Below are 19588 nucleotides of genomic sequence, written 5' to 3' on the forward strand. Positions count from 1 at the left end.
ACCTATGATCGCTGCACATCAAACCTACTATACGGTTCATAACCTGACTGCTGAAGCGGCATTACAAAAGCTAAAGGAAGGCAACGATCGCTACGTTCTCGATCATGTCGAGCATCCCCATGAAGGAGCCCAACGCAGGGTAGATCTCTCCGTTGCCCAACATCCCTTTGCAATCGTATTGGGGTGTGCTGATTCTCGCGTCGTGCCTGAATTAATTTTCGATCAGGGTGTTGGCGATCTATTTGTGCTCAGGGTTGCAGGACATATTGCTGACGATGCCGTGATTGCCAGTATTGAGTTTGCAGTCGAGCATCTCGGCACGCGACTCGTTGTAGTACTGGGGCATGAGAGATGTGGTGCAGTGATGGCTGCGATCGAACATGCCTTTTCCGAGGGGAAACTCAATTCCCTCATTAGCTACATTGAGCCTGCGGTAAAGGCTGGTCAGGAGGTAGGGGGCGATGTGGTTACCAATACCGTGAAAGCTCACGTAAATCTGATGGTAAAAGCGCTCCAATCGACAGATCCCATTTTGTCCCACGAGGGGATGACTGGAACCCTGAAAATTGTACCTGCCTATTACCGATTGGCAACGGGTAAGGTGGATTTTCTCGACATGGAATGAAAATCTAGTTCACGGTCGCGCTCCGAATTACGAATGTTGCTTGATTTCGCGATGCGCCAAACCAACTGCTTGAGAAATCTGCTCTAGCCCTTCAGCCTCAAGCTTTTGGACTAAACCGCTGAGAATTTCGCGCACGACCAAAGGCCCTTGATATACCCAACTCGTATAGATCTGCAAGAGAGATGCCCCAGCAATAATTTTTTGCCAAGCATCCTCTGCGGTAAAGATTCCACCCACCCCCACAATTGGCATCTTGCCTTCTGTAGCTTGCCAAACTAGGCGGATTACTTCCGTCGATCGCTGCTGTAATGGCTTTCCACTAATACCCCCTGCTTCGTCTGCGATCGCTTTACCCGTGATGGGGGTAATGCTTGTTTTGAGGTCTTGACGGCTAATCGTGGTGTTTGTGGCAACGATCCCAGCCACCTGGTTAGATTGGCAGACAGCCGCGATCGCGTGAATATCGGCATCGTTCAGATCGGGCGCAATCTTGACGAGGATGGGTAGGGCGCGATCGTTCTCTGACTGAAGTGCTGCGAGAATCCCCCCTAACTGGTCTGCTGCTTGCAAATCTCTCAGCCCAACGGTGTTTGGGGAACTCACATTCACCACAAAATAATCGCCAAACTGTTTCAGCAAACGAAAACTCTGGAGATAATCGTCCTTTGCATCTTGTAAAGCCGTAATTTTTGATTTACCGAGGTTAATACCTAAGGGCACAGTGGATTTTGTGCGGGAATCTTGGCGATCGAAATATTCCGCTAAATAGGCAGCAGTAGGTGCCGCTCCGCGATTGTTAAACCCCATGCGATTGAGGATAGCCAGATCGGCAGGTAGGCGAAATAGGCGCGGTTTGGGGTTGCCCGTTTGAGCGTGGGCTGTAATCGTTCCTACCTCTGCAAAGCCAAAACCAAAGCTAGCCCAAGCCCCTATACCCACTGCATCTTTATCAAAGCCTGCGCCCAAACCAATTGGGTTAGGAAATTGAATGCCCCAGAGATTTTGTTGCAAGCAAGGATGTTGATATTGGCAGGCAGCACGAACGATCGCTTGCAAAGGGGTTAATTCGCTGACCTTTTGACAGGCCGCGATCGCCAAACGATGAGCCATTTCAGGATCGAGGGCAAACAACCAGGGACGCAACCCATATTGATAGACTTGACTCAACATAGAAACTAAAGTAACAGTAACCACAACTCTAGGATAAGGTTGTACAAGCTCAAGCAAATATATGGAATTTCCCTATGGTATGGCAGCTACTCACTTGGCCGCTTGATAGCCTAATTTGGATTGCTGAACAAATCGACGAACGCGCTTCAGCCGAATTAGATCGAACGGAAAATTTACAAAAGAAACTGACGACACTCCAGCTTCGCTTCGATCTAGGAGAAATTAGTGAAGCAGATTTTGTCGAACAAGAGCAAGAAATTTTAGAAGCCCTAGAAGCGGAATGGCAAGAAGCAAAAAAGAAAGAGCAAGAACAGGAAATGGAGTAATGCCATTTACCAAAACCTGTGTTTAGCTCGGATCTCAAATCCCGATCTGTCCCAATTTCAAAATGAGATTTGTAGAAATCGCAAATAAGCTATGGAAGTAAACGAACTGATCCAAAAATACAAGGAAGGACGACGAGATTTTACAGGGGTTAACCTCAGTAAAGCCGACCTGAATGGAGCCGACCTCAGCCATGCAGATTTAAGTGGTATTAACTTGAGCGAAGCCAGTCTGTACGGAGCCGACCTTCGCAAAGTCAAATTAAACGGAGCCGATCTCAACGGCACGAAGCTCTATCGCGCCACTCTAATCGGAGCAAATTTGAGTGGCGCCGATTTGGGGCAAGCCGATCTCAGTGAGGCAAATTTAACTGAAGCCAAGCTCTATGGGGTTAATCTCTATAAAGCAATTTTAAATAAGGCAAAACTGCCTAGGGCAAAGTTGAATGGCGCTAACCTCGGAAATACGAAGTTAGTGAAAGCCGATCTCAGCGATGCCATTTTGTCTGAGGCAAGGTTATTTGGGGCAAATCTGACCGAAGCGATTTTGCATCGGGCTGATTTAAGTCGCTCTTCCTTAAATGGGGCTAATTTAACGAGGGCAAATCTCAGTGAAGTCGATCTTAGCTATGCATACCTATATGGCGCTAGCTTCAGCGAGGCAGATCTGAGCGAGGCAAACCTTACGGGGGCAAACCTCAATGGAGCCGATCTTTCTAAAGCTAACTTATGTAAAGCAAACCTTACCAAAGCTAAGCTTGCTGATGTCACTATGCTCGGAACCATCACTGAGGAAGCCAATTTAACGGGTGTAATCTGGTCTTAGGAGATTTCTAGTCAAGAAATTACCATGGTATAAGCATAAGTCGGACTTACCCCCTTTAATTCCCCCTTGCACCAGCCGCGAAGCGACTTCCCGCAGGGTAGGGGGAAGACTGGAAATATCTTGTTCCCTCCCTTTTGCAAGGGGAGGGCTAGGGTGGGGTAATTTTGAAACAAGAAATGTTCTTAAGTGATGATGAGGTAGTTTCGACTTTGCTCAACCACCTCATCATCAAGATCTAGCTAGAAAGGAATGTCGTCGTACTGGGCTTCGTTATCAAGGGGGGGAGCTGCGATCGGCACAGATGCAGATGGGGCGGCTTTACTCGCAGCTTTGCTTGGGGGTTTGCTGCTAGTACTACTAGGCTGAGCGGTGGCTTGACTGCTAGAACTACTAAAGCTGCTGGCTGTGCTGCTAGCCCCACCTGCACCGAGATTGACGCTGCCTAAATTGTGAATGCGTTGAGCAGTTAGTTCTGTGCGTTTTTCTTTATAAGTGCCTTTGTCAAAGCTTTCAATGCGCAAGCGACCCTCGATCACGACGCGATCGCCTTTGTGATATTGCTCCATGATATTGTCGGCGAGGTTATTCCAGCCCACGACCTTGAGGCGATAGGGACTTTCATCAGCTCGCGAGCCATCAAACTGGACTAAAAACGATGCGATCGCATTTTGATTGTCTGGTGTACGTCGCAGTTCAGGCTCGGTCACAATTTCAGCCATCAAAGTAAAGGTATTCATGCCTCTAGACCCAATCTATAAAGACTACAGCTAAGCATGATAACATCCTGCTTTTAGCAGCAGATCGGAAATTTTCACCCTTGGTTTACCATTTTTTGTCATCTGTTTCGCATTTGGCGATCGGATCTGGTCGGATAGGGCTACACTATCATCAAAAATACAGCTCAGGATTTAGTGATGCAAATCAAGACTTTTCGTTTACACTTTGGCAATAATGGATTAGTAGCATAGTCAAAGGTGCTTACCATGAATGCACTAATCATGAGTATATTGGTTCTCGACGTAGGGATTCAGGCTGTGATTATCAACAATATATTTCGGGCGTATCAACGCAACAAGCAAAACGATGAGATTGAGGAAGAAGAAAATCTCACGCGTTATGAGTCCTATTCGCCTAGCGAACAGCAAAAAGGCTGGGAATTTAAAATTTTGCGAACCAATACGGGGGGCTTTCGCAATCGCAAAACGCTCAGGCAAGTTTGCATAGAGGAAGCGCGATCGGGCTGGATTTTGCTAGAAAAGTTAGACGATCAGCGGTTGCGTTTTCGTCGTCCGCTCGCCGCTAGAGAGAGAGATCATCTGTCAAAGCTCGATCCCTATCGTACCTATTATGGTATTCCTGCGATCGTTGAGACCTTGGTAACGGTCGGTGTGCTGTTGGCGATCATGGGTGGCACTGCCTATTGGGGATTTAATAAAATGCAAGGTTTCTTTTCTAACCTGCAAACTAAACCTGTTCAGTCAGCTCCTACGCCTTTGCCATCTAAGGAACCCCAGCCACCCAACGCAAAACCTAAGCCCTCCTCTACGCTACCAGCTAATCCTAAGCCAGTGAGTGAGATTGCCCCAAAGCCCTCTACAGTTCCAGCGCCCACACAATCGCCTAACTAATGATTCACTATGCCTAGCGATCGCATGTTTGCTCTCAGTTCTTACAAATTCCTTGTGAAGTTTTGTCTAGGCTTCTTGATTTGCCTGAATCTCACAGTTGTGTTTGCGTTTGGAAGTGCAGCGATCGCACAGGCTCCAGCCTATGCTTTGGGTGGTAAACAACCCACTCTTAACCAGCCTGCCCCTGCATTTACCTTGCCGACCAATACGGGGTCAGGCAAAATCTCGCTATCTGACTTTAAAGGAAAGTGGGTGGTGATCTATTTTTATCCCAAGGACTTCACCACGGGCTGTACCTTGGAGGCAAGAAGGTTTCAACAGGACTCGACCCAATATTCGATCAAAAATACCCAGATTTTAGGCATCAGTGCGGATTCTGTAGATTCCCACGCAGAGTTTTGCGATTCCGAGGGATTGCAATTTCCGCTCCTCGCAGATACCGATGGTTCGGTTAGCAAAGCCTATGGCTCGTGGATGGGCTTTATGTCTTCTCGCCACACCTTTATTGTCGATCCTGATGGAGTCTTACGCGATCGCTTCCTTGATGTAAATCCTACAATTCATAGCAATGAGGTGCTATTGCGCCTAGAGGAATTGCAGGCATCCTAAACAGACGCGAAGGTAAAGAATCCCCTGCGTTCGTTCAGCACCAAGAAAGCTCTCCTGGGGGATTGTGTAGCAACTCGCGGATATTCGCTTCGATGACGCGATATCCCACATTGCCGTTGAGTCGTTGTCGTCCTTCATTAAAAATTAGGGTTGGACTGACCGTAACGGTATGCTCTTTGTTCAATTCAAAATCTTTCGATAGCTGTGCGTAGGCATCACCACTGTCAAGCTGCTCCTCGATCGCGGCGATCGGCAGTCCCAATTCCCTAGCGATTGCAAATTGAACCTTGCGATCGGAAATATTTGCGAGTTTCGTAAAAAAGGCTTCCCGACATGCCCAAACTGTTTTTTCAAAAACCTTTTCTTGCTTTTCGACGATACCCTTACTTTCTAAAAGTCGAACGGCATGAAGGAATAAATGACAGGAGGTCGAAGAAGCTGGAACTGCCTGCGTCCAAATATCTGGATGCACGGTAATGTGATTGAACTTTTCAACTACTTCTTTAACGTGATTGCTATATCCTTGTAAGCCCCCGCGATCGCGCCAACGATTCTCTAATTTCTCACGGGCATTCCCAAACACAGATACAAAGTGATAATCGATTGAGATCTGATCTTGAAAGGTTGTTTTCAATTCATCGAGCCGAATCTGGGCAATATAAGCCCAAATGCAGAGAACATCCGAAAAATAGAAAATGCGAATGGGTTCCATGATTTTTATGTTTAGCGATCGGACTTTAGTCCCGTACTTTCAGTTGCTGTCATGCCAATTTTATTTAGGGTAAGCTTAATAAAGTTGGTTTATCGCGATCGCACGATAAATTTTAGTTAATCTAAAAATTTACCGAAATCGACGGTTTTCGATCGATCTTCCAACCAGATCGTTTTAATCATGCCTTACTACCAAGTTAAGATCGACTGGCAAAAGAATTTCAAATTCAGTGCCCATGGTTAAAAGAGAACCAGCATAGTAAGGCGATCGCAGGTTGAGCTTTCCTTTATGTTTTTCAGTAACAATCTGATGGCATATCGTTAATCCTAAGCCTGTTCCCTTCCCTGTTCCCTTTGTTGTAAAAAAAGTTTCAAAGATGCGCCCCTGAATTTCCTCAGGAATTCCAGAGCCATTGTCAGCGATTTTAACGGATATCCATTGCGTACTTGTCTCGGTAGAATCAGCTTCTGGATTTTGTTCCAAGCTACCCAGCGATGAAGATATTTCGATCTTAGGATGCCAAGGTTCTGGTTCTAGCAAAGAAGTAGAACCCTCTTTTCCTATCTCATTAGATGTTTGCTGCTCATTATAAAGATCGGGAAAGTCAGTCTTGGAAGAAGCCGAGGGTTGATTCGTTAAACTCAGGAGTACATCTGTGGCATTGCCAATGAGATTTAAAAACACCTGTATGAGTTGGCTGTGAAAACCTTGAATTAAAGGTAACTCACCATAACTCTTGACTACGTGAATATTTTTAAGTCGAGAGTCTAAAATCATTAAGCTGCTTTCGATGCAGTCGTTGACATCAATATCGCTGGGTAGGGATAGCTTATCGGTGCGCGAAAAGCTCTGTAACCCACTTACCAGACGCATCAATTGTTCGCTACCAAATCGAATGCTTTTAATGACTTTGGGAAGATCTGTCTTGATAAACTCATAGTTCGTTTCTTCTTTTAGATCGATGGTTTTTGGGGAAGGTTGAGGTAGTTCGCTTTCATAGGTAGACAATATCTGGATGAGTCGCTCGGTATAGGTCGCAAGGTAGTCCATATTGCCATAAATAAAATTTACTGGCGTGCGAATATCATGGGAAATCTCAGCTACCATCTGACCCAGACTTGCCATTTTATCAGTTTGAATCATGCGGTCTTGGGTTTGTTCTCGTAACAGTTGGGTCGCCAATTCGTGAATTTGCGACTGCGCCAAAAACAGATCGTGCACGTCCAGTAATTTGTGTATACCTCCTTCCAATCGAACCACGATCGGCTCGTAGATTACATGCTGCGGTCTTTGCAAGCAATTTTGCATGGCTAAAACAACCGAGATATTGCCATGCAAAACTAAAAATTCTGGGTTGAGTTGTTCAAATAGAACTCGAAGCGGTCTTTTGTTGTATAGTTCCAGTCCATAGGGACGACTTAAAAATTCTAAGAATCGCTTTCGAGAAATCATCCCTGCATAAATGCCGCGATTAAGCACAATTACTCCTGGCAAGCGTGGGTTTTCTTTAAAGACTTTTCTCACCACGGATCCGTGACTCTCAAGTTCGATCGCAAAGTCATACAGCTTCATCTCTTGGAGAGTTAAGTCTAAAGAAACTTGATTGCTTAAAGCAGTCGAGGCAGTATCGCTATTTGTACCGCCAGACATAACCATGAGGGGAATGAGTGACATCTTTCGAGCTAATTCATCTGTGGCAAATTTCCTAATATTTTTAATCTCATCTACCTCATTTTGTTTTTCTTTGTTTGGGTCAATGCCATGGGGTAAGACGATCCCTTTTTTCAATGGTTTTTGTATATGCTCGCTCTTAAGAAGTTCAGCAATCAAGGCTAGTTGGGTATCGCAGTTCTGTAGATCGAGTCTTGGCAAAAGGTCGGAAGCCCCCTGTCGAATCGCCCAACGTTGCTCTACTTGACGAATTTGCGTTTGTCGGGGATTGGTCAAAATCACGATTGTGGCTGGATGACATTCCAAGCACCATCGACAAAGAGAACTTGCTAGGAGTATCGACGAGCCTGTATTTCGCAAACCAATATCTGCAACGATCGCATCGGGCATTTTATTACCTTCTCGTTGCATTTGCTCTAGCAACTGTAAAAGATCGGTATTAGGAGACTCCCAAGTCACGTCATACTGATGGGATGTGAGCATTTCATACCAAAGTTTTCCTTGCGCTTCAGAAAGCTGAACTAACAAAACGTTTTTTTGCACTGGTATTTGAGCCCCAAAAACAGATCTCTAAATCTCTATAATGGTAGCCTCCAAAAGGAAACGCAACCTACAAACAATAACCAAAGATTAACCTTTGGTTAATCTTGCACGAAAAGAACGAAGATCTTCATTTAGGATTCAGTTCTTAGCCTAAATCGATTTGTACTCGCTGACTGAATCCCTATTCGCTAATTTTTAGAGATGGGAAAGTATTGATCGACGAGTTTGCGTTGTACCCGTCGGGATTCTGACATCATTATTTCTCCAAAGGTTTTTAGGGTATGGAAATTAAAGTCTGGTCTACGGAACTCTGGAAGTGGCTCTGTACTATTGACGATGCGTAGTGATAGATTTTCTAGCCCAATTTTTTGAATGAATTGTCGTACTTGTTCGTCATAGAGACGCGATCGCAGAGAGCTAAAGAAATCAATCGATTGTTGCGGAAATAGATCGACCAGATTTTCGATTTCTCGGTGAGATAATTCGTCTGCAGCAAAGATGCCACTTATAATACCAACGCGATCGTCGCGATCGGGCTCCCAATAAAATTTCTCCATACGCCCATCTCTGACCAAGGGAGCATAGAGTGTAGAAAAGTCGTTTCCTGTGACAATAATCGGGACGCGCCGAATCGGGTTCATGTCATAACTACCTGGCAACTGCACGCTGGTGGGATTATCGGCAATATTCATCAGTGTGGCATTGACCAATTGCGTATTCACCGTGTACTGGGTGGTGCCATCTACCCGCCACGCCCCAGCATCAAGGTCGTTGATCAGGAGCACGCACATTCTGCCCCGCACCTTAATCAGCTCAGCAGCCTCACGATAGCGCAATCTAATTAGTCGGGCAGGATCGCCAGCATCTGGACTTTCTAGCTCTCCCCCAGACATACGTACGGGTACAATGCCCATACGCTCGAGTACAAGCTCGCATTGAAATGACTTCCCCTCACCTTTATTCCCATGTACGCCCAAAATTAACGGGACGGGTACGCCCACTAAATTCATAAAATTTTTGGTAATATGAACGGCAAGCTTGTCTAAAAACTTTGGGGCAATGTAATAGGTCATAGAAATTAGCTAGATCGGGATTCGTTTGAATTGTTCGTCTATCCTAATACGCATTGGAGTGCCGAGCACTTAACCCAGAGGGGGACTGCTCGCGAAGTAGCGATCGCGTCCCTGTTGTTTTGCTTGATATAATGCCCAATCTGCCTGACCAATCAATATATCTGGCTGAATTTGCATTGAGGGTACAAGTGAGGCAATTCCCAAACTGACTGTGACAAATGACTTTACCTCAGATCTCTCGTGGGGAATCGCTAAAGCCTGAATCATTTCCTGAATACGGGTTGCAACCGTAATGGCTCCTTCTATACTAGTATTGGGAAGAAGCACTACAAATTCCTCGCCACCGTAGCGCGCTACTAAATCAGAAGTTCGATGAGCAGAATTGCGTGCTGCCTGTGCTACTTGGATCAGACAATCATCCCCAGCAAGGTGTCCGTAGAAGTCATTAAATCGCTTAAATGAATCGAGATCGAAGAGAATTAAAGAAAGCGTTTGCTGGTCTCGCGCTAAGCGCTTCCATTCTTCTCGTAGTCTAGTGTCAAAGCAACGACGGTTAGCGACTTGTGTCAAACCATCAAAATTCACCAAAGCTTCGAGTTTCTGGTTTGCTGATTGTAGAGCTAGTTCGATCTGTTTGCGACCAGTAATGTCTCGGACTGTAATCGCCAGACCATCTTCTAACTTTACCGCGACAAACTGATACCAGCAAGATTCCCTCCATGGGTAATAAAAATCTCTTTCTAGCGGTTCGCCCGTCTCGACGATCTCCACAAAGCGCTCGAAAAGCTGCGGATCGAGAAGCGTAAATAAATCTCTTGGAACCAACTCACCGATTAAATCTTCGCAACGGCGTTCAAATGTTCTAGCGGTGATTTGATTGCTCGCAAGGCAACAGAAATCTTCAATCTTACCCGTTATCGGTTCGCGAATAGATTTTAGGGCGACGATACCATCAAGCGAACTATCCAAAATGCTAGCCAGTAGGGACTTAGACTGAGAGAGTACATCTTCTGCTTGCTTACGCTTCTCAATCTCTTCCTGTAATTTGATAGTTCTATCTTCTACGCGCTTTTCTAACTCATGATTAATCGATTCTAAGGCAATATAAGCCTTGTACGATCGCAGTGCCGTAATAATGGTTGTGAATAACTTTTGTGAAGTAAATTCTGTTTTAGCTTTGTAATCGTCAATATCATAGTCTACGATCGCCTGTCGTTCGGGTACTTGTCCGGGCTGTCCTGTTCGCAAAATGATTCGAATAGCTCGATTTTGCAAGGTTTCACGAATATATTTCGCTGTTACCAAACCTGCATCATCAGATTCCATAATCACATCAAGCAAGGTGACGGCAACATCAGGATGGTCTAGCATAACTTGACGAGCATCTACGCCCGAATAGGCACTCAGGAATCTTAGCCTTTTGTTATCAAAGATAAAATCGTCTAAAGCTAGCCGCGTGATGTTATGAATCTCGACCTCGTCATCGACGATCAGGACTTTCCAACACTCTAGATTTTGTGGTGAAACTCGATCGGTTTCATCAGCAAATTCCAGCAGATCTTCAACTATTAGCTCGTTGTCAACCATTGAAAGCATAAATATGTCTGCATACAAACTTTAAGAATTATACGGTTTTGATTTGAGAATGCTCCAAACTGAGTTTACCGTTATATCTAGAAAGTAAGTACATCGTAAAGCAACTGCTGTGCCAATGATTTTGCGATCGCGGTACTTTCCTTAAAAATCTCGATCTAAGATACCAATTAAATTTTGCGATCGCCTATCAATATTCATAACTTCGCATTTAATTCCAGACTTCGTTTGTTCCATTACACCCCAAACCCTCTCCCAAAAAGGAAGAGGGTTTCAAAAATATTTTTGAAGAGCAGGATCCAGACGCTGAATCACTGTTATAGAGGATTATCGATCCCAAATCCCTAATACCATTTTCAAAAAATGATGCAACGCATCTTTTTGAAAAGACCGCGCTCTGCGCGAAACACAAAATCCGATCTGTTGCAAATTCAAGAGAAATTGGTATAAGAGTGTTAGGGAAACCAGATCTGAGTAACTTACTTCACTTCATTGGGATTGAAGGTAGGAATCAAACCTTTCTTAACAGCTACGATCACGTCGTAGACCGTACAGAGAGCGATGGTCGTATCATCTGCCTTACTGTATAAGTTCACAACCATGCCTGCACCACCTGGTTGAATACCTACGGGAGTTAGGTCTTTGGCATACAATTTACGTAACAAATCGCCGCTACCTGGCTTACCCTTGACTTCGGTAAGTCGATCGATCTTTTGCTGAGAAGTCAGCTCTGCTGCAATCTTAATTTCTTGAGCTGATGCCTGATAAGAATTAGGATTAAAGGATTGTAGGGGAACTGCGGACATGGAAACAATACTGGCAATCGCGGTAGTAGCTAATAAGGAAGTGAGTTTCATCTTGGGTCTCCGAACGATGTAGTAGTTAGTGAGTTAACCGATTTCGCAGTGAGGTATCTGCGTTTTCTTGACCCTTACATCATCGCTTTAGATCCTTAAGCCGATCTGCGATCGAGATAGGAGTTACATAAAGTTTTACCGATCGAACGCTCATTCTGTACTCAGCATATCTTCATTTAGCTGAGTGTAGGTATGTTAACGCGAGTCTCCAAGTTTCTTGTGGGACACTACTCACGAAAGACTTTCACATCAATATTTTCTACGTAGAAAATATTGATGAAGACGAAGCCAATATTCCCGATATTCCCGACTCAAACTTTGTTCAGCTCTAAGCAGGTAGAAATCTATTCAGCAAAGAATTCAAAATAATAGGGACGAATTCCGACTTGTACGAGATCGATATAACGAAGAGTTTTGCTCCAGCTTGGCGTACAAATCAGCACTGGCTTATTGGTTTCTGGGTGTGTGTATCTGACAAATCCACCTTCACAATCAAATCCATGATTTTTCTCACCTTTCTTGGGCATGGAATAGGGGGAATAGAAGTGGGTAGCACCCCCAGTAAAATCACGGATTTTACCAGCAAGAAGCTGTTTTGCCAGTTCCGCATATTCAGGATAGAGACTGGGATCTTGATCGATCGCATAGTGATAAAAGTTTCCAGCCTTGACAACCTCTTGAACATTCTTAGAGCCAGTCTTTTTCATGCGATTGATCACGGTTAAACCCACCGCTTGCCGCTCGCTCTTATTGCCAATTGAAGCTTCTGAGATCAAGACCCTTGCCAACATTTGCTCGTTGTCAGTAACTGGCTCTACAACGATTTTAGGAATATCTTTAACGTTTTCGTAAGAGTCAACCAAAATCAGGGCAAAGGTAAGCAGCGCGATCGCTAAAGGCAGGAAATTTCTTCTCAGCCAAGCAGAACTGCCGAAGGGCTTTTTGATTGTCGAATGTGTACTTTCACCTGTACTTTCACCTGTACTTTTGTTAGTACTATCCATCTGCACCTAGCCCCAAATTGCTGAATAAAATCTAAATTCCTATATACCTCATGCCTCCTTACACGCAAGGCTTCAAGCGATCTAATTGTAACGTGAATTTGCAATGTAAATTTCGTGCAAACTTTATTTAAGGATGGCAGCGATCGCTGTTTGAATAGCCTCCATTTGCTCTCGATCGTAGCCCCATTTTTTCAAAAAAGCACTATATTTGTCACCACGATCGGCTTGGGTTTCATCAATCTGGGCTGAGGCATACATGAGCTTAGCCAGCCGATCGATTTCGTCAAGATTAAGCAACGCGATCAATTGAGCAGTGCGTTTTGCCACGCGATCGGAGCCTTGCGCTTGGGGGTCATTGTCGATGCGTCGATGGGCGATCGCCATTGCCGTAGACATGGCAAGATTTTTAACCAATAATTCTGCACTTGGCTCAGGCACTGACTGCAAAGCCCGCACAATTCCCTCACTGGGACGATCTGCCAGTTGCCAATCACCCGTGAGATAGCACACAAAAAAGCCTCTTGCCCCATTTTCAGTGGTTACTAAGTTCGCAATTTCAGCCTGCAAATCAGCATCAGTCAGATCTGTTTGGTTTAGAAGTTTTTCTGTGTAAGCGATCGCTTGCTCAAAGCTGAGAGACTCGGTGAAATTATGTGCGGATTGAAAGGTCATAGATCGCTATTTTGTGATTACCAAAAGGAAATAATTCATGGCTTGTACTACTATTCTGTTTGTTATTAAGAGAAGCGCTTTGACAGTTTGTGAGGACAGTTCGGTAAGATAGACGTACAAGCAACAGCGATATTGGCAAACAGACTAGCAGGTGTGATTTAAAGATTAAAGCAAAGAGATTTCGCGCACACAATGAGTAAAGACACCTATGGCAATAATTTCTTCTAGTGGTGGTAATCGCAATCAACAAGGGGATAAAGACAGCAAACCACCCAGTCGCGGTGCGGATTCCAATACTTCGCGAACGGATATCTCTAAATCTTCCTCAAACAAGTCTCAACAGGATCCTCCTCAAAATGAACCAGAGCAAAAGTCATTAGACCTATTACAAGCCGTTGCCAGTCCCGAAGAGAAACTTGCCGAATCAACGCCTGCTTCCGTTGAGATTAGTATTCGCCCTCAGAGTCTTGCGGAATATATCGGGCAAAAAGATCTGAAAGAACTCCTACACATCGCGATTTCAGCGGCTAAATCTCGCTCTTCTGCGCTCGATCATCTTTTGTTTTATGGTTCTGCGGGTTTAGGAAAGACTTCGTTAGCCTTGATTATTGCGCAGGAAATGGGCGTACAGTGCAAAATCACCTCTGCACCAGCCCTAGAACGTCCCCGTGATGTGGCAGGCTTACTCGTTTCGCTGCAAGCAGGAGACATTCTATTTATTGATGAAATCCATCGCTTGCCGCACGTTACGGAAGAAATTCTCTATCCTGCCATGGAGGACTATCGCCTCGATATCACAATTGGAAAAGGACAATCGGCAAGAATTCGCAGTTTGCCATTGCCAAAATTCACTTTGGTCGGTGCAACTACTCGGATTGGGGCTTTGTCTTCACCGCTCCGCGATCGCTTTGGCTTTGTGCAACATCTGCGGTTCTATGAGGTAGACGAACTCGCCCAGATCGTGTTGCGTAGCGCCCAAATCATGCAAACCCCCATTGACGAATTGGGAGCCACCGCCATTGCAGCGCGATCGCGGGGCACACCTCGAATTGCTAACCGTTTGCTCAAGCGCGTGCGCGATTATGCTGAAGTCAAAGCCAATGGGGAAATTACCGAAGCGATCGCTGAAGCTGCATTAGAACTCTTTAACGTCGATCCCAAGGGATTGGATTGGATCGATCGCAAATTACTGACGGTGATGATTGAGAACTTTAACGGTGGTCCCGTCGGTCTAGACACGATGGCGGCGGCTACGGGCGAGGATACGCAGACGATAGAAGATGTTTACGAACCCTATCTTTTGCAAATTGGCTATATCAATCGCACCCCCAGAGGGCGTGTGGCAACTGCCGCCGCATGGCGACATCTCGGCTACGCAACTCAAACCGAATTGAAGCTCTAAAAAATTGGCAAATTTGGATGTGTAAAAGCTTCTGTGTTAGAATTAAGTGACTTTATTGCGAAAAAAATATGATTTCTAGTTGGCTAGGTACGCAAAGGTCAGCAAAGAGCGTCGCAAAAGACAAGATCTCAAAATTTAACATGAGATGGCGAAATTTATTTAGCTCTCTCCTTCTCAGCTTTATTCCAATTTCCTGTGCCACGCTACCCGTACATGGGGCAGAACGGATTAAGGTGTCTTTTGGTCCTCTCGACTTAGGAATATCCGTTCGCGAGCTAGCCACATTTGCCAAGGAAGGAAAAGTTGGAGATGAGTTGGACTCCTATTTGAGTCGCATTGCCACGAATGAAGATAGGAAATATATTCGAGAATACCTGAATTTCAGAGCAGATGTTAAGCCCCTTCAGGTCGCTCAATTCTTTTATTCCTCGGTTGGGGTGCAAATTCTCGACTACATGGGCGAACATATTCTGGCAGGAAACAAACAGAATGGAAGTATTGCCATTCGCGCTGCCCTGATCTTGGCTGCTTCCGATCCAGAAGGATTAACGGCTGTCAACTTTTTGAAATTTTTCCCCACAGATGAAATTCGGCTCAACTCCGATGAAATCTTTACAACTGCCTCAAAAATCGAGAAATTGGTGAAGCAGACCAATGGTGCGATCGCCGCGATTGGAAAATTATCTGCGCTGCAAGCCCAATCAGAGCCAGCGATCGATCTCACGAAATTACAGGCACAAAACCTCGGGCAACCCGGCAAATTTTCTTATAAAGTAGAAACAGTCACCTTAAAAGATAGCCGCCGCAACCGCTCTTTGGTAGTGGATTTCTACTTACCACAGGGACTCTCCGCACCTGCACCCGTGGTGATTCTATCCCATGGATTGGCTTCTAATCGCCAACATTTTGCCGATTTAGCCAAACATTTTGCTTCCTATGGGTTTGTGGCTGCCGTACCACAACACCCCGGTAGTGATTCCGTGCAAGTCGAGAATTTACTCAAAGGGTATAAAAAAGAAATCTTTGATGTGAATGAATTTGTCGATCGCCCCCTAGACATTCGCTTTATCTTGGACGAGATGGGAAGGCGCTATCCCGATCGCGTTAATCTTCAGCAAGTGGCAGTGATGGGGCATTCCTTTGGGGGATACACCGCTTTGATGGTGGCAGGGGCAAGGATTGATTTCGAGCAACTGACAAAAGAATGTGCGAAGGGCTTTAACGGTACAAATGCCTCTCTGCTTATACAGTGCGAAGCTTTAAAACTGCCCCGCGAAGCCTATAATTTTAAAGACGATCGCGTTAAGTTAGTGATTGTCGTCAATCCCATTGATAGCAGTATTTTGGGAGCATCAGGATTGAGTCAGATCGAGATTCCTGTAGCGATCTTTGCCAGTAGTGATGATGCCGTCGCGCCGATCGTGCTCGAACAGGTGGAACCCTTTACTTGGCTTAAAAATTCCGAGCGTTATCTTTTACTAGCGAAAGGAGTAGGTCATGTGTTCGACGTACAATCCTTCCTTCGCACCTTGGCACCATCGATCGCTTTGTTCGTTCCCTCGAAAGATGTAGAAGCCTTGGACGAATACGATCGCATTTTCTATTTAGCTATGCTAGAAACCCATCTTGCCCATCGTCCTGAGTATCGTCCTTTCTTACAGGCTTCCTACGCGATCGCCACAACCAAAGATCCCAACAAGGTGGATGTTCTTAATTCTTTAACTGAGGCACAATTTCAAAAAATGCTGGTTGGCGATCCTTAGATTCTGAGACCCCTATTCCAATTGTGTTGTCATCACTTCCAAATGAGAATCTAAGATCGCTGTTTTGCTAGTGAATTGGTATTATCCAATCGTATTTGAGTATTGGGCGCTGTCATCTCGACTGGTTAAGTTATCAATTAGGGTGACGAGCAAACGATAATTATCCTTTTGCCCCTGCTGTTTAAACAACCGCGTTGCCTCGTTGTAATCTGAGATCGCACCGAGTTTGTCCCCCAGTTTGTATTTTGCATACCCACAAGAGTTAAACGCATAGGCATCGTTGGGTTCGAGACGAATTACTTCCGTGAAGTCGTCGATCGCGCCTGTATAGTCGCCGACTTCGGATTTGGCATAGCCACGATCGATATAAGCACCAGCATCATTAGGCTCAAGTTGGATGGCTTTGGTGAAATCGTCGATCGCGCCTGTATAGTCTCCTAAAGCTTCCTTGGCATAGCCGCGATCGATGTAGGCTCCGATATAATTTGGGTTAAGGCGAATGGCTTCCGTGAAGTCAACAACAGCTCCCTTGTAGTTTCCAGTTTTGACCTTCACAATACCAAAACCACGGTAAACACCCGCGAACTTGAGTATGCCTACGATCTTGTTAACATTCATCGCCTTGTCCTCTCAACATCTTTCGACCATAAACTCAATATACTTGGAGCAGCTTTGTGGGAAGGTGACTGGTATCGTCTTTGCTTTGCGATCGCGATCGCAGGAATAAGTGATTGCAGATTAAGACGATTGCCTTATTCATCTTGTGCCCGTGAGCGTAAATGAATACCATTTTCAAAAAAGCTTTTTGAAAGACCGTCTCTAGCGCGGAACTCAAATCCCGATTTGTTGCCATGAAGTGCTGGCATTATCAAACGACGGTTGCATCAACAATCTGCACCATCTTGCAGAAATAGGGATGCTTCCAGTAATGTCTTAAATATGTTAGGTCAACCCTCTTGCCAAGAAAAGCTATCTCTATGGCTAGGCAGCACAAACTTTGCTGCCTCTGCCCCAATCATGAAGGACTGTTGGCTTGCCTAGCAGTTTGGTTAGGTGTCATGATTTTTGCGCGATCGGTTATTTATTTTCGTTTCGTCAAGAACTTAGCGATCGCGTGAGAATGCTTATACAATAATGATGCAGTTGGTTCAGTTTACCAAGAAAGGTTTTTTTGAGTACTTTTTAAGGCACGGCTTCTTTAAGTTTATTCAGTCTCGATGCTTAACTGTGTTTATAACAATCGAATTTCAAGTAACAACTGATCTCGATGAATTATCCCGGGTCTTAACATGGTTTAACCAGTTATATCGTCCCTTTATTCCAAAAATGGACTGGATGAAGTGCCAAACGGCTCTAGCAGAGGCGTTTACCAATGCTGTGCGTCACGCTCATCAAGATATGCCCCCTGAAACTCCCATTTGGCTAGAGGCAGTTTTAACAGAGCAATCGATTGAGTTTAAAATTTGGGATCTTGGTCTTGGCTTCGATCTAGAAAAAAAAATTGCGACGTTGTCTAGAGTCGTCGATCCAAATGCAACTGGTGGAAGAGGGCTAGATCTGCTCGACCAAATTGCCGATATTCTCAGTTATACGCGTACGGAAGACGATCGCAATTGTTTGCACCTGGTGCGACACTACCTTGCAGATTTTAGTTCGGAACAAAATAAATCGCCTGAATAGCTTTTCTTTGGTTATAGCGATCGCCCCATGCGGCTCAGATCTAGCTTGGCACGCAGTTCTTCTTTAACCCGCGCCAGGATTGATGCCTCGTCCAGGGTTTCGAGAATGCGGTTAACCACAGCTTTGGGCCCTTGGGGTCCCCACGAAGCACCATTGGCTAAATATTCCTTGGTTACCAAACCGATCGCGTAGGTGGATACCCCTGCTACGGCAGCCTGTGTAATCGCGATCGAGATATAGCCTCCCATGGTTAACCCACCTGTCACGGGCGCTGCAATGCCTAAAAGACTCTTGAGCGACCCCAATCCTAGGGTTGCCAATAGCTCGCTTGCACCAATGCCTCCCATACAAATCGCAATTTTTTGCATCAAGGCGATCGCGCCACGATTGGTCATATCAATGCCATAAAGTTTAGACAAGGCTACAATCATTGCCACATCAATGATCGCTGTACTGATTACATCAAGCACTGTAATTGGATTGACGGCGATCGCCACGGCTTGAGTAATTACGGCATTCCAGATCAGACGGTTTGCTTTTTGGTCGCGGATCAGCATTTTGCGTTGTACGACTCGCTCTTGCACAAGGTCAGCAAACATCATGCTATTTAGTGCCACCAGCGATTTTCCCTCGCGATCGAGAACCTCTAAGATTTTCAGCTTTAAATCATCTATTTGGGGTTGCCCTGCAACCAATTCCGCTTCAAAGGAGCCATCGGGCTGCTTGATGGCTTTTGCTACTAGGGGTGAAGCGGCTGCCATCACAATTTCATCGGCTGAGAGAATCTGACGCACTCTTTCATCTCGAATTTTGGCATAGATTGCCATGCGGTCTTGAGGGGGATATTGATCGATTTTGTTAAAAACCAGCAACATGGGCTTACTGGCCGATCGCAGTTGTGAGAGTGCCTCATACTCAACTTTGGTCATATCTCCTGCGACGACAAATAAAATCAGATCGGCTTGCTGCGCCACTTGCTGCGCTAATTCTGCACGGGTATTGCCGTCAACTTCATCAATGCCAGGCGTGTCGATCAGTTCGATGCGGGTTTCCCCAGAACCATTCAGCGAAGCCCGCAAAATTTCGCGATCGCGATCGCTGACCAAAGATTCTCGCGAAAGCTGCCAGTCTGCTCGTTGACTGGTACGCGTTACCCCATGAATGGGGCCAGCCTCAAAGACGCGCTCGCCCATTAATGCATTCAGCACTGAGGATTTCCCACGCCCCACCATGCCAAATACAGCAATTTGTACAACTTGCTTTTCTAGCTTATCTAGCATTTGCTGAAGCTCCTCAAGCTCGGGTTCTAGCCCTTGGCGCTCTCTGGCAGTAAGGTCGAGATTTTGCACGAGATCGCGCAAGGTGCGCTGAGCCTGCCTGTAGTTAAGTTCGTCAAAAATCCGATCGAAACCCAGAAAATCTTCATTCATAGAACTA

At 45.3% G+C, this 19588-nt stretch carries 20 protein-coding genes and 1 pseudogene; 9 read left to right on the plus strand and 12 right to left on the minus strand.

Annotation, left to right across the window (positions count from 1 at the left end; genetic code table 11):
- The first annotated feature begins 4 nt into the window (after positions 1-4).
- Entirely contained in the window at positions 5-625 is a 621-nt protein-coding gene (locus ACP2WE_RS14405) for a carbonic anhydrase (RefSeq protein ID WP_425216239.1), read from the plus strand.
- 27 nt (positions 626-652) lie between these two features.
- On the opposite strand, the gene ACP2WE_RS14410 is transcribed toward ACP2WE_RS14405, so the two are convergent.
- Positions 653-1795, minus strand: a complete 1143-nt coding sequence (locus ACP2WE_RS14410) for a quinone-dependent dihydroorotate dehydrogenase (RefSeq protein ID WP_425216240.1) — start codon at positions 1793-1795, stop codon at positions 653-655.
- Positions 1796-1869: 74 nt separating this feature from the next.
- Here ACP2WE_RS14410 and ACP2WE_RS14415 point away from each other — a divergent pair, with 74 nt between their 5' ends.
- Both ACP2WE_RS14415 and ACP2WE_RS14420 read left to right on the plus strand, forming a co-directional pair.
- Entirely contained in the window at positions 1870-2121 is a 252-nt protein-coding gene (locus ACP2WE_RS14415) for a gas vesicle protein GvpG (RefSeq protein ID WP_425216241.1), read from the plus strand.
- A gap of 91 nt (positions 2122-2212) precedes the next feature.
- On the plus strand, positions 2213-2944 hold the full coding sequence (locus ACP2WE_RS14420) for a pentapeptide repeat-containing protein (RefSeq protein WP_425216242.1): 732 nt from the start codon (positions 2213-2215) through the stop codon (positions 2942-2944).
- 239 nt (positions 2945-3183) lie between these two features.
- Here the strand turns inward: ACP2WE_RS14420 and ACP2WE_RS14425 are convergent, their stop codons facing one another.
- A complete protein-coding gene (locus tag ACP2WE_RS14425) occupies positions 3184-3681 on the minus strand; it encodes a single-stranded DNA-binding protein (protein ID WP_425216243.1) in 498 nt (165 codons plus the stop codon).
- 261 nt (positions 3682-3942) lie between these two features.
- Between ACP2WE_RS14425 and ACP2WE_RS14430 the strand changes: the two genes are divergently transcribed.
- Together ACP2WE_RS14430 and ACP2WE_RS14435 are read left to right on the plus strand one after the other, a co-directional pair.
- Complete coding sequence (locus ACP2WE_RS14430) at positions 3943-4572, plus strand: hypothetical protein (RefSeq protein ID WP_425216244.1); 630 nt, start codon at positions 3943-3945, stop codon at positions 4570-4572.
- Positions 4573-4581: 9 nt separating this feature from the next.
- Positions 4582-5181, plus strand: coding sequence for a peroxiredoxin (locus ACP2WE_RS14435; RefSeq protein WP_425216245.1), 600 nt, complete (start codon positions 4582-4584; stop codon positions 5179-5181).
- 34 nt (positions 5182-5215) lie between these two features.
- On the opposite strand, the gene ACP2WE_RS14440 is transcribed toward ACP2WE_RS14435, so the two are convergent.
- From ACP2WE_RS14440 to ACP2WE_RS14470, 7 genes and pseudogenes are all read right to left on the minus strand, one after another.
- The gene (locus tag ACP2WE_RS14440; protein WP_425216246.1) at positions 5216-5893 is read right to left on the minus strand and encodes a DsbA family oxidoreductase; all 678 of its coding nucleotides are present in this window, start codon (positions 5891-5893) and stop codon (positions 5216-5218) included.
- Positions 5894-6067: 174 nt separating this feature from the next.
- Complete coding sequence (locus tag ACP2WE_RS14445; RefSeq protein ID WP_425216247.1) at positions 6068-8107, minus strand: sensor histidine kinase; 2040 nt, start codon at positions 8105-8107, stop codon at positions 6068-6070.
- 209 nt (positions 8108-8316) lie between these two features.
- Positions 8317-9180 (minus strand): annotated as a pseudogene (locus ACP2WE_RS14450) (AAA family ATPase); the annotation flags it as partial.
- Between the two features lie 69 nt (positions 9181-9249).
- Positions 9250-10776 (minus strand): diguanylate cyclase domain-containing protein, encoded by a 1527-nt coding sequence (locus tag ACP2WE_RS14455; protein WP_425216248.1) that lies wholly within the window; start codon positions 10774-10776, stop codon positions 9250-9252.
- Positions 10777-11252: 476 nt separating this feature from the next.
- On the minus strand, positions 11253-11630 hold the full coding sequence (locus tag ACP2WE_RS14460; protein WP_425216249.1) for a hypothetical protein: 378 nt from the start codon (positions 11628-11630) through the stop codon (positions 11253-11255).
- A 344-nt stretch (positions 11631-11974) separates the two neighbouring features.
- The gene (locus ACP2WE_RS14465) at positions 11975-12634 is read right to left on the minus strand and encodes a cell wall hydrolase (RefSeq protein ID WP_425216250.1); all 660 of its coding nucleotides are present in this window, start codon (positions 12632-12634) and stop codon (positions 11975-11977) included.
- A 123-nt stretch (positions 12635-12757) separates the two neighbouring features.
- Entirely contained in the window at positions 12758-13306 is a 549-nt protein-coding gene (locus tag ACP2WE_RS14470; RefSeq protein ID WP_425216251.1) for a sll1618 family protein, read from the minus strand.
- Positions 13307-13514: 208 nt separating this feature from the next.
- Here ACP2WE_RS14470 and ruvB point away from each other — a divergent pair, with 208 nt between their 5' ends.
- Together ruvB and ACP2WE_RS14480 are read left to right on the plus strand one after the other, a co-directional pair.
- Positions 13515-14708: a Holliday junction branch migration DNA helicase RuvB gene (gene ruvB / locus ACP2WE_RS14475; RefSeq protein ID WP_425216252.1), complete on the plus strand. Its 1194-nt coding sequence runs from the start codon at positions 13515-13517 to the stop codon at positions 14706-14708.
- A gap of 140 nt (positions 14709-14848) precedes the next feature.
- Complete coding sequence (locus ACP2WE_RS14480; RefSeq protein ID WP_425216253.1) at positions 14849-16471, plus strand: alpha/beta hydrolase; 1623 nt, start codon at positions 14849-14851, stop codon at positions 16469-16471.
- 81 nt (positions 16472-16552) lie between these two features.
- Here the strand turns inward: ACP2WE_RS14480 and ACP2WE_RS14485 are convergent, their stop codons facing one another.
- Both ACP2WE_RS14485 and ACP2WE_RS14490 read right to left on the minus strand, forming a co-directional pair.
- Positions 16553-17089 (minus strand): tetratricopeptide repeat protein, encoded by a 537-nt coding sequence (locus tag ACP2WE_RS14485; protein WP_425216254.1) that lies wholly within the window; start codon positions 17087-17089, stop codon positions 16553-16555.
- 34 nt (positions 17090-17123) lie between these two features.
- On the minus strand, positions 17124-17324 hold the full coding sequence (locus ACP2WE_RS14490; RefSeq protein WP_425216255.1) for a hypothetical protein: 201 nt from the start codon (positions 17322-17324) through the stop codon (positions 17124-17126).
- Positions 17325-17448: 124 nt separating this feature from the next.
- Here ACP2WE_RS14490 and ACP2WE_RS14495 point away from each other — a divergent pair, with 124 nt between their 5' ends.
- On the plus strand, positions 17449-17589 hold the full coding sequence (locus ACP2WE_RS14495) for a hypothetical protein (protein WP_425216256.1): 141 nt from the start codon (positions 17449-17451) through the stop codon (positions 17587-17589).
- Positions 17590-17608: 19 nt separating this feature from the next.
- Entirely contained in the window at positions 17609-18151 is a 543-nt protein-coding gene (locus ACP2WE_RS14500; RefSeq protein WP_425216266.1) for an ATP-binding protein, read from the plus strand.
- Positions 18152-18162: 11 nt separating this feature from the next.
- Here ACP2WE_RS14500 and ACP2WE_RS14505 read toward each other — a convergent pair whose 3' ends face one another.
- Positions 18163-19581 carry a GTP-binding protein gene (locus ACP2WE_RS14505; protein ID WP_425216257.1) on the minus strand — a complete coding sequence of 473 codons (1419 nt, stop codon included), beginning with the start codon at positions 19579-19581 and terminating at the stop codon, positions 18163-18165.
- Positions 19582-19588 lie beyond the last annotated feature (7 nt).

Source organism: Tumidithrix helvetica PCC 7403 (assembly GCF_965232925.1).
Taxonomy (GTDB): Bacteria; Cyanobacteriota; Cyanobacteriia; order Pseudanabaenales; family Pseudanabaenaceae; genus Tumidithrix; species Tumidithrix helvetica.

Bases quoted from the DNA above. Each gene is read 5' to 3' on its own strand.
- ACP2WE_RS14410 (WP_425216240.1), bottom strand. From the start codon at position 1,795: ATGTTGAGTCAAGTCTATCAATATGGGTTGCGTCCCTGGTTGTTTGCC.
- ACP2WE_RS14485 (WP_425216254.1), bottom strand. From the start codon at position 17,089: ATGAATGTTAACAAGATCGTAGGCATACTCAAGTTCGCGGGTGTTTAC.
- ACP2WE_RS14435 (WP_425216245.1), top strand. From the start codon at position 4,582: ATGCCTAGCGATCGCATGTTTGCTCTCAGTTCTTACAAATTCCTTGTG.
- ACP2WE_RS14500 (WP_425216266.1), top strand. From the start codon at position 17,609: ATGCAGTTGGTTCAGTTTACCAAGAAAGGTTTTTTTGAGTACTTTTTA.
- ACP2WE_RS14490 (WP_425216255.1), bottom strand. From the start codon at position 17,324: ATGGCAACAAATCGGGATTTGAGTTCCGCGCTAGAGACGGTCTTTCAA.
- ACP2WE_RS14405 (WP_425216239.1), top strand. From the start codon at position 5: ATGATCGCTGCACATCAAACCTACTATACGGTTCATAACCTGACTGCT.
- ACP2WE_RS14430 (WP_425216244.1), top strand. From the start codon at position 3,943: ATGAGTATATTGGTTCTCGACGTAGGGATTCAGGCTGTGATTATCAAC.
- ACP2WE_RS14495 (WP_425216256.1), top strand. From the start codon at position 17,449: ATGGCTAGGCAGCACAAACTTTGCTGCCTCTGCCCCAATCATGAAGGA.
- ACP2WE_RS14415 (WP_425216241.1), top strand. From the start codon at position 1,870: ATGGTATGGCAGCTACTCACTTGGCCGCTTGATAGCCTAATTTGGATT.
- ACP2WE_RS14465 (WP_425216250.1), bottom strand. From the start codon at position 12,634: ATGGATAGTACTAACAAAAGTACAGGTGAAAGTACAGGTGAAAGTACA.
- ACP2WE_RS14425 (WP_425216243.1), bottom strand. From the start codon at position 3,681: ATGAATACCTTTACTTTGATGGCTGAAATTGTGACCGAGCCTGAACTG.
- ACP2WE_RS14420 (WP_425216242.1), top strand. From the start codon at position 2,213: ATGGAAGTAAACGAACTGATCCAAAAATACAAGGAAGGACGACGAGAT.
- ACP2WE_RS14455 (WP_425216248.1), bottom strand. From the start codon at position 10,776: ATGCTTTCAATGGTTGACAACGAGCTAATAGTTGAAGATCTGCTGGAA.
- ACP2WE_RS14470 (WP_425216251.1), bottom strand. From the start codon at position 13,306: ATGACCTTTCAATCCGCACATAATTTCACCGAGTCTCTCAGCTTTGAG.
- ACP2WE_RS14505 (WP_425216257.1), bottom strand. From the start codon at position 19,581: ATGAATGAAGATTTTCTGGGTTTCGATCGGATTTTTGACGAACTTAAC.
- ACP2WE_RS14460 (WP_425216249.1), bottom strand. From the start codon at position 11,630: ATGAAACTCACTTCCTTATTAGCTACTACCGCGATTGCCAGTATTGTT.
- ruvB (WP_425216252.1), top strand. From the start codon at position 13,515: ATGGCAATAATTTCTTCTAGTGGTGGTAATCGCAATCAACAAGGGGAT.
- ACP2WE_RS14480 (WP_425216253.1), top strand. From the start codon at position 14,849: ATGAGATGGCGAAATTTATTTAGCTCTCTCCTTCTCAGCTTTATTCCA.
- ACP2WE_RS14440 (WP_425216246.1), bottom strand. From the start codon at position 5,893: ATGGAACCCATTCGCATTTTCTATTTTTCGGATGTTCTCTGCATTTGG.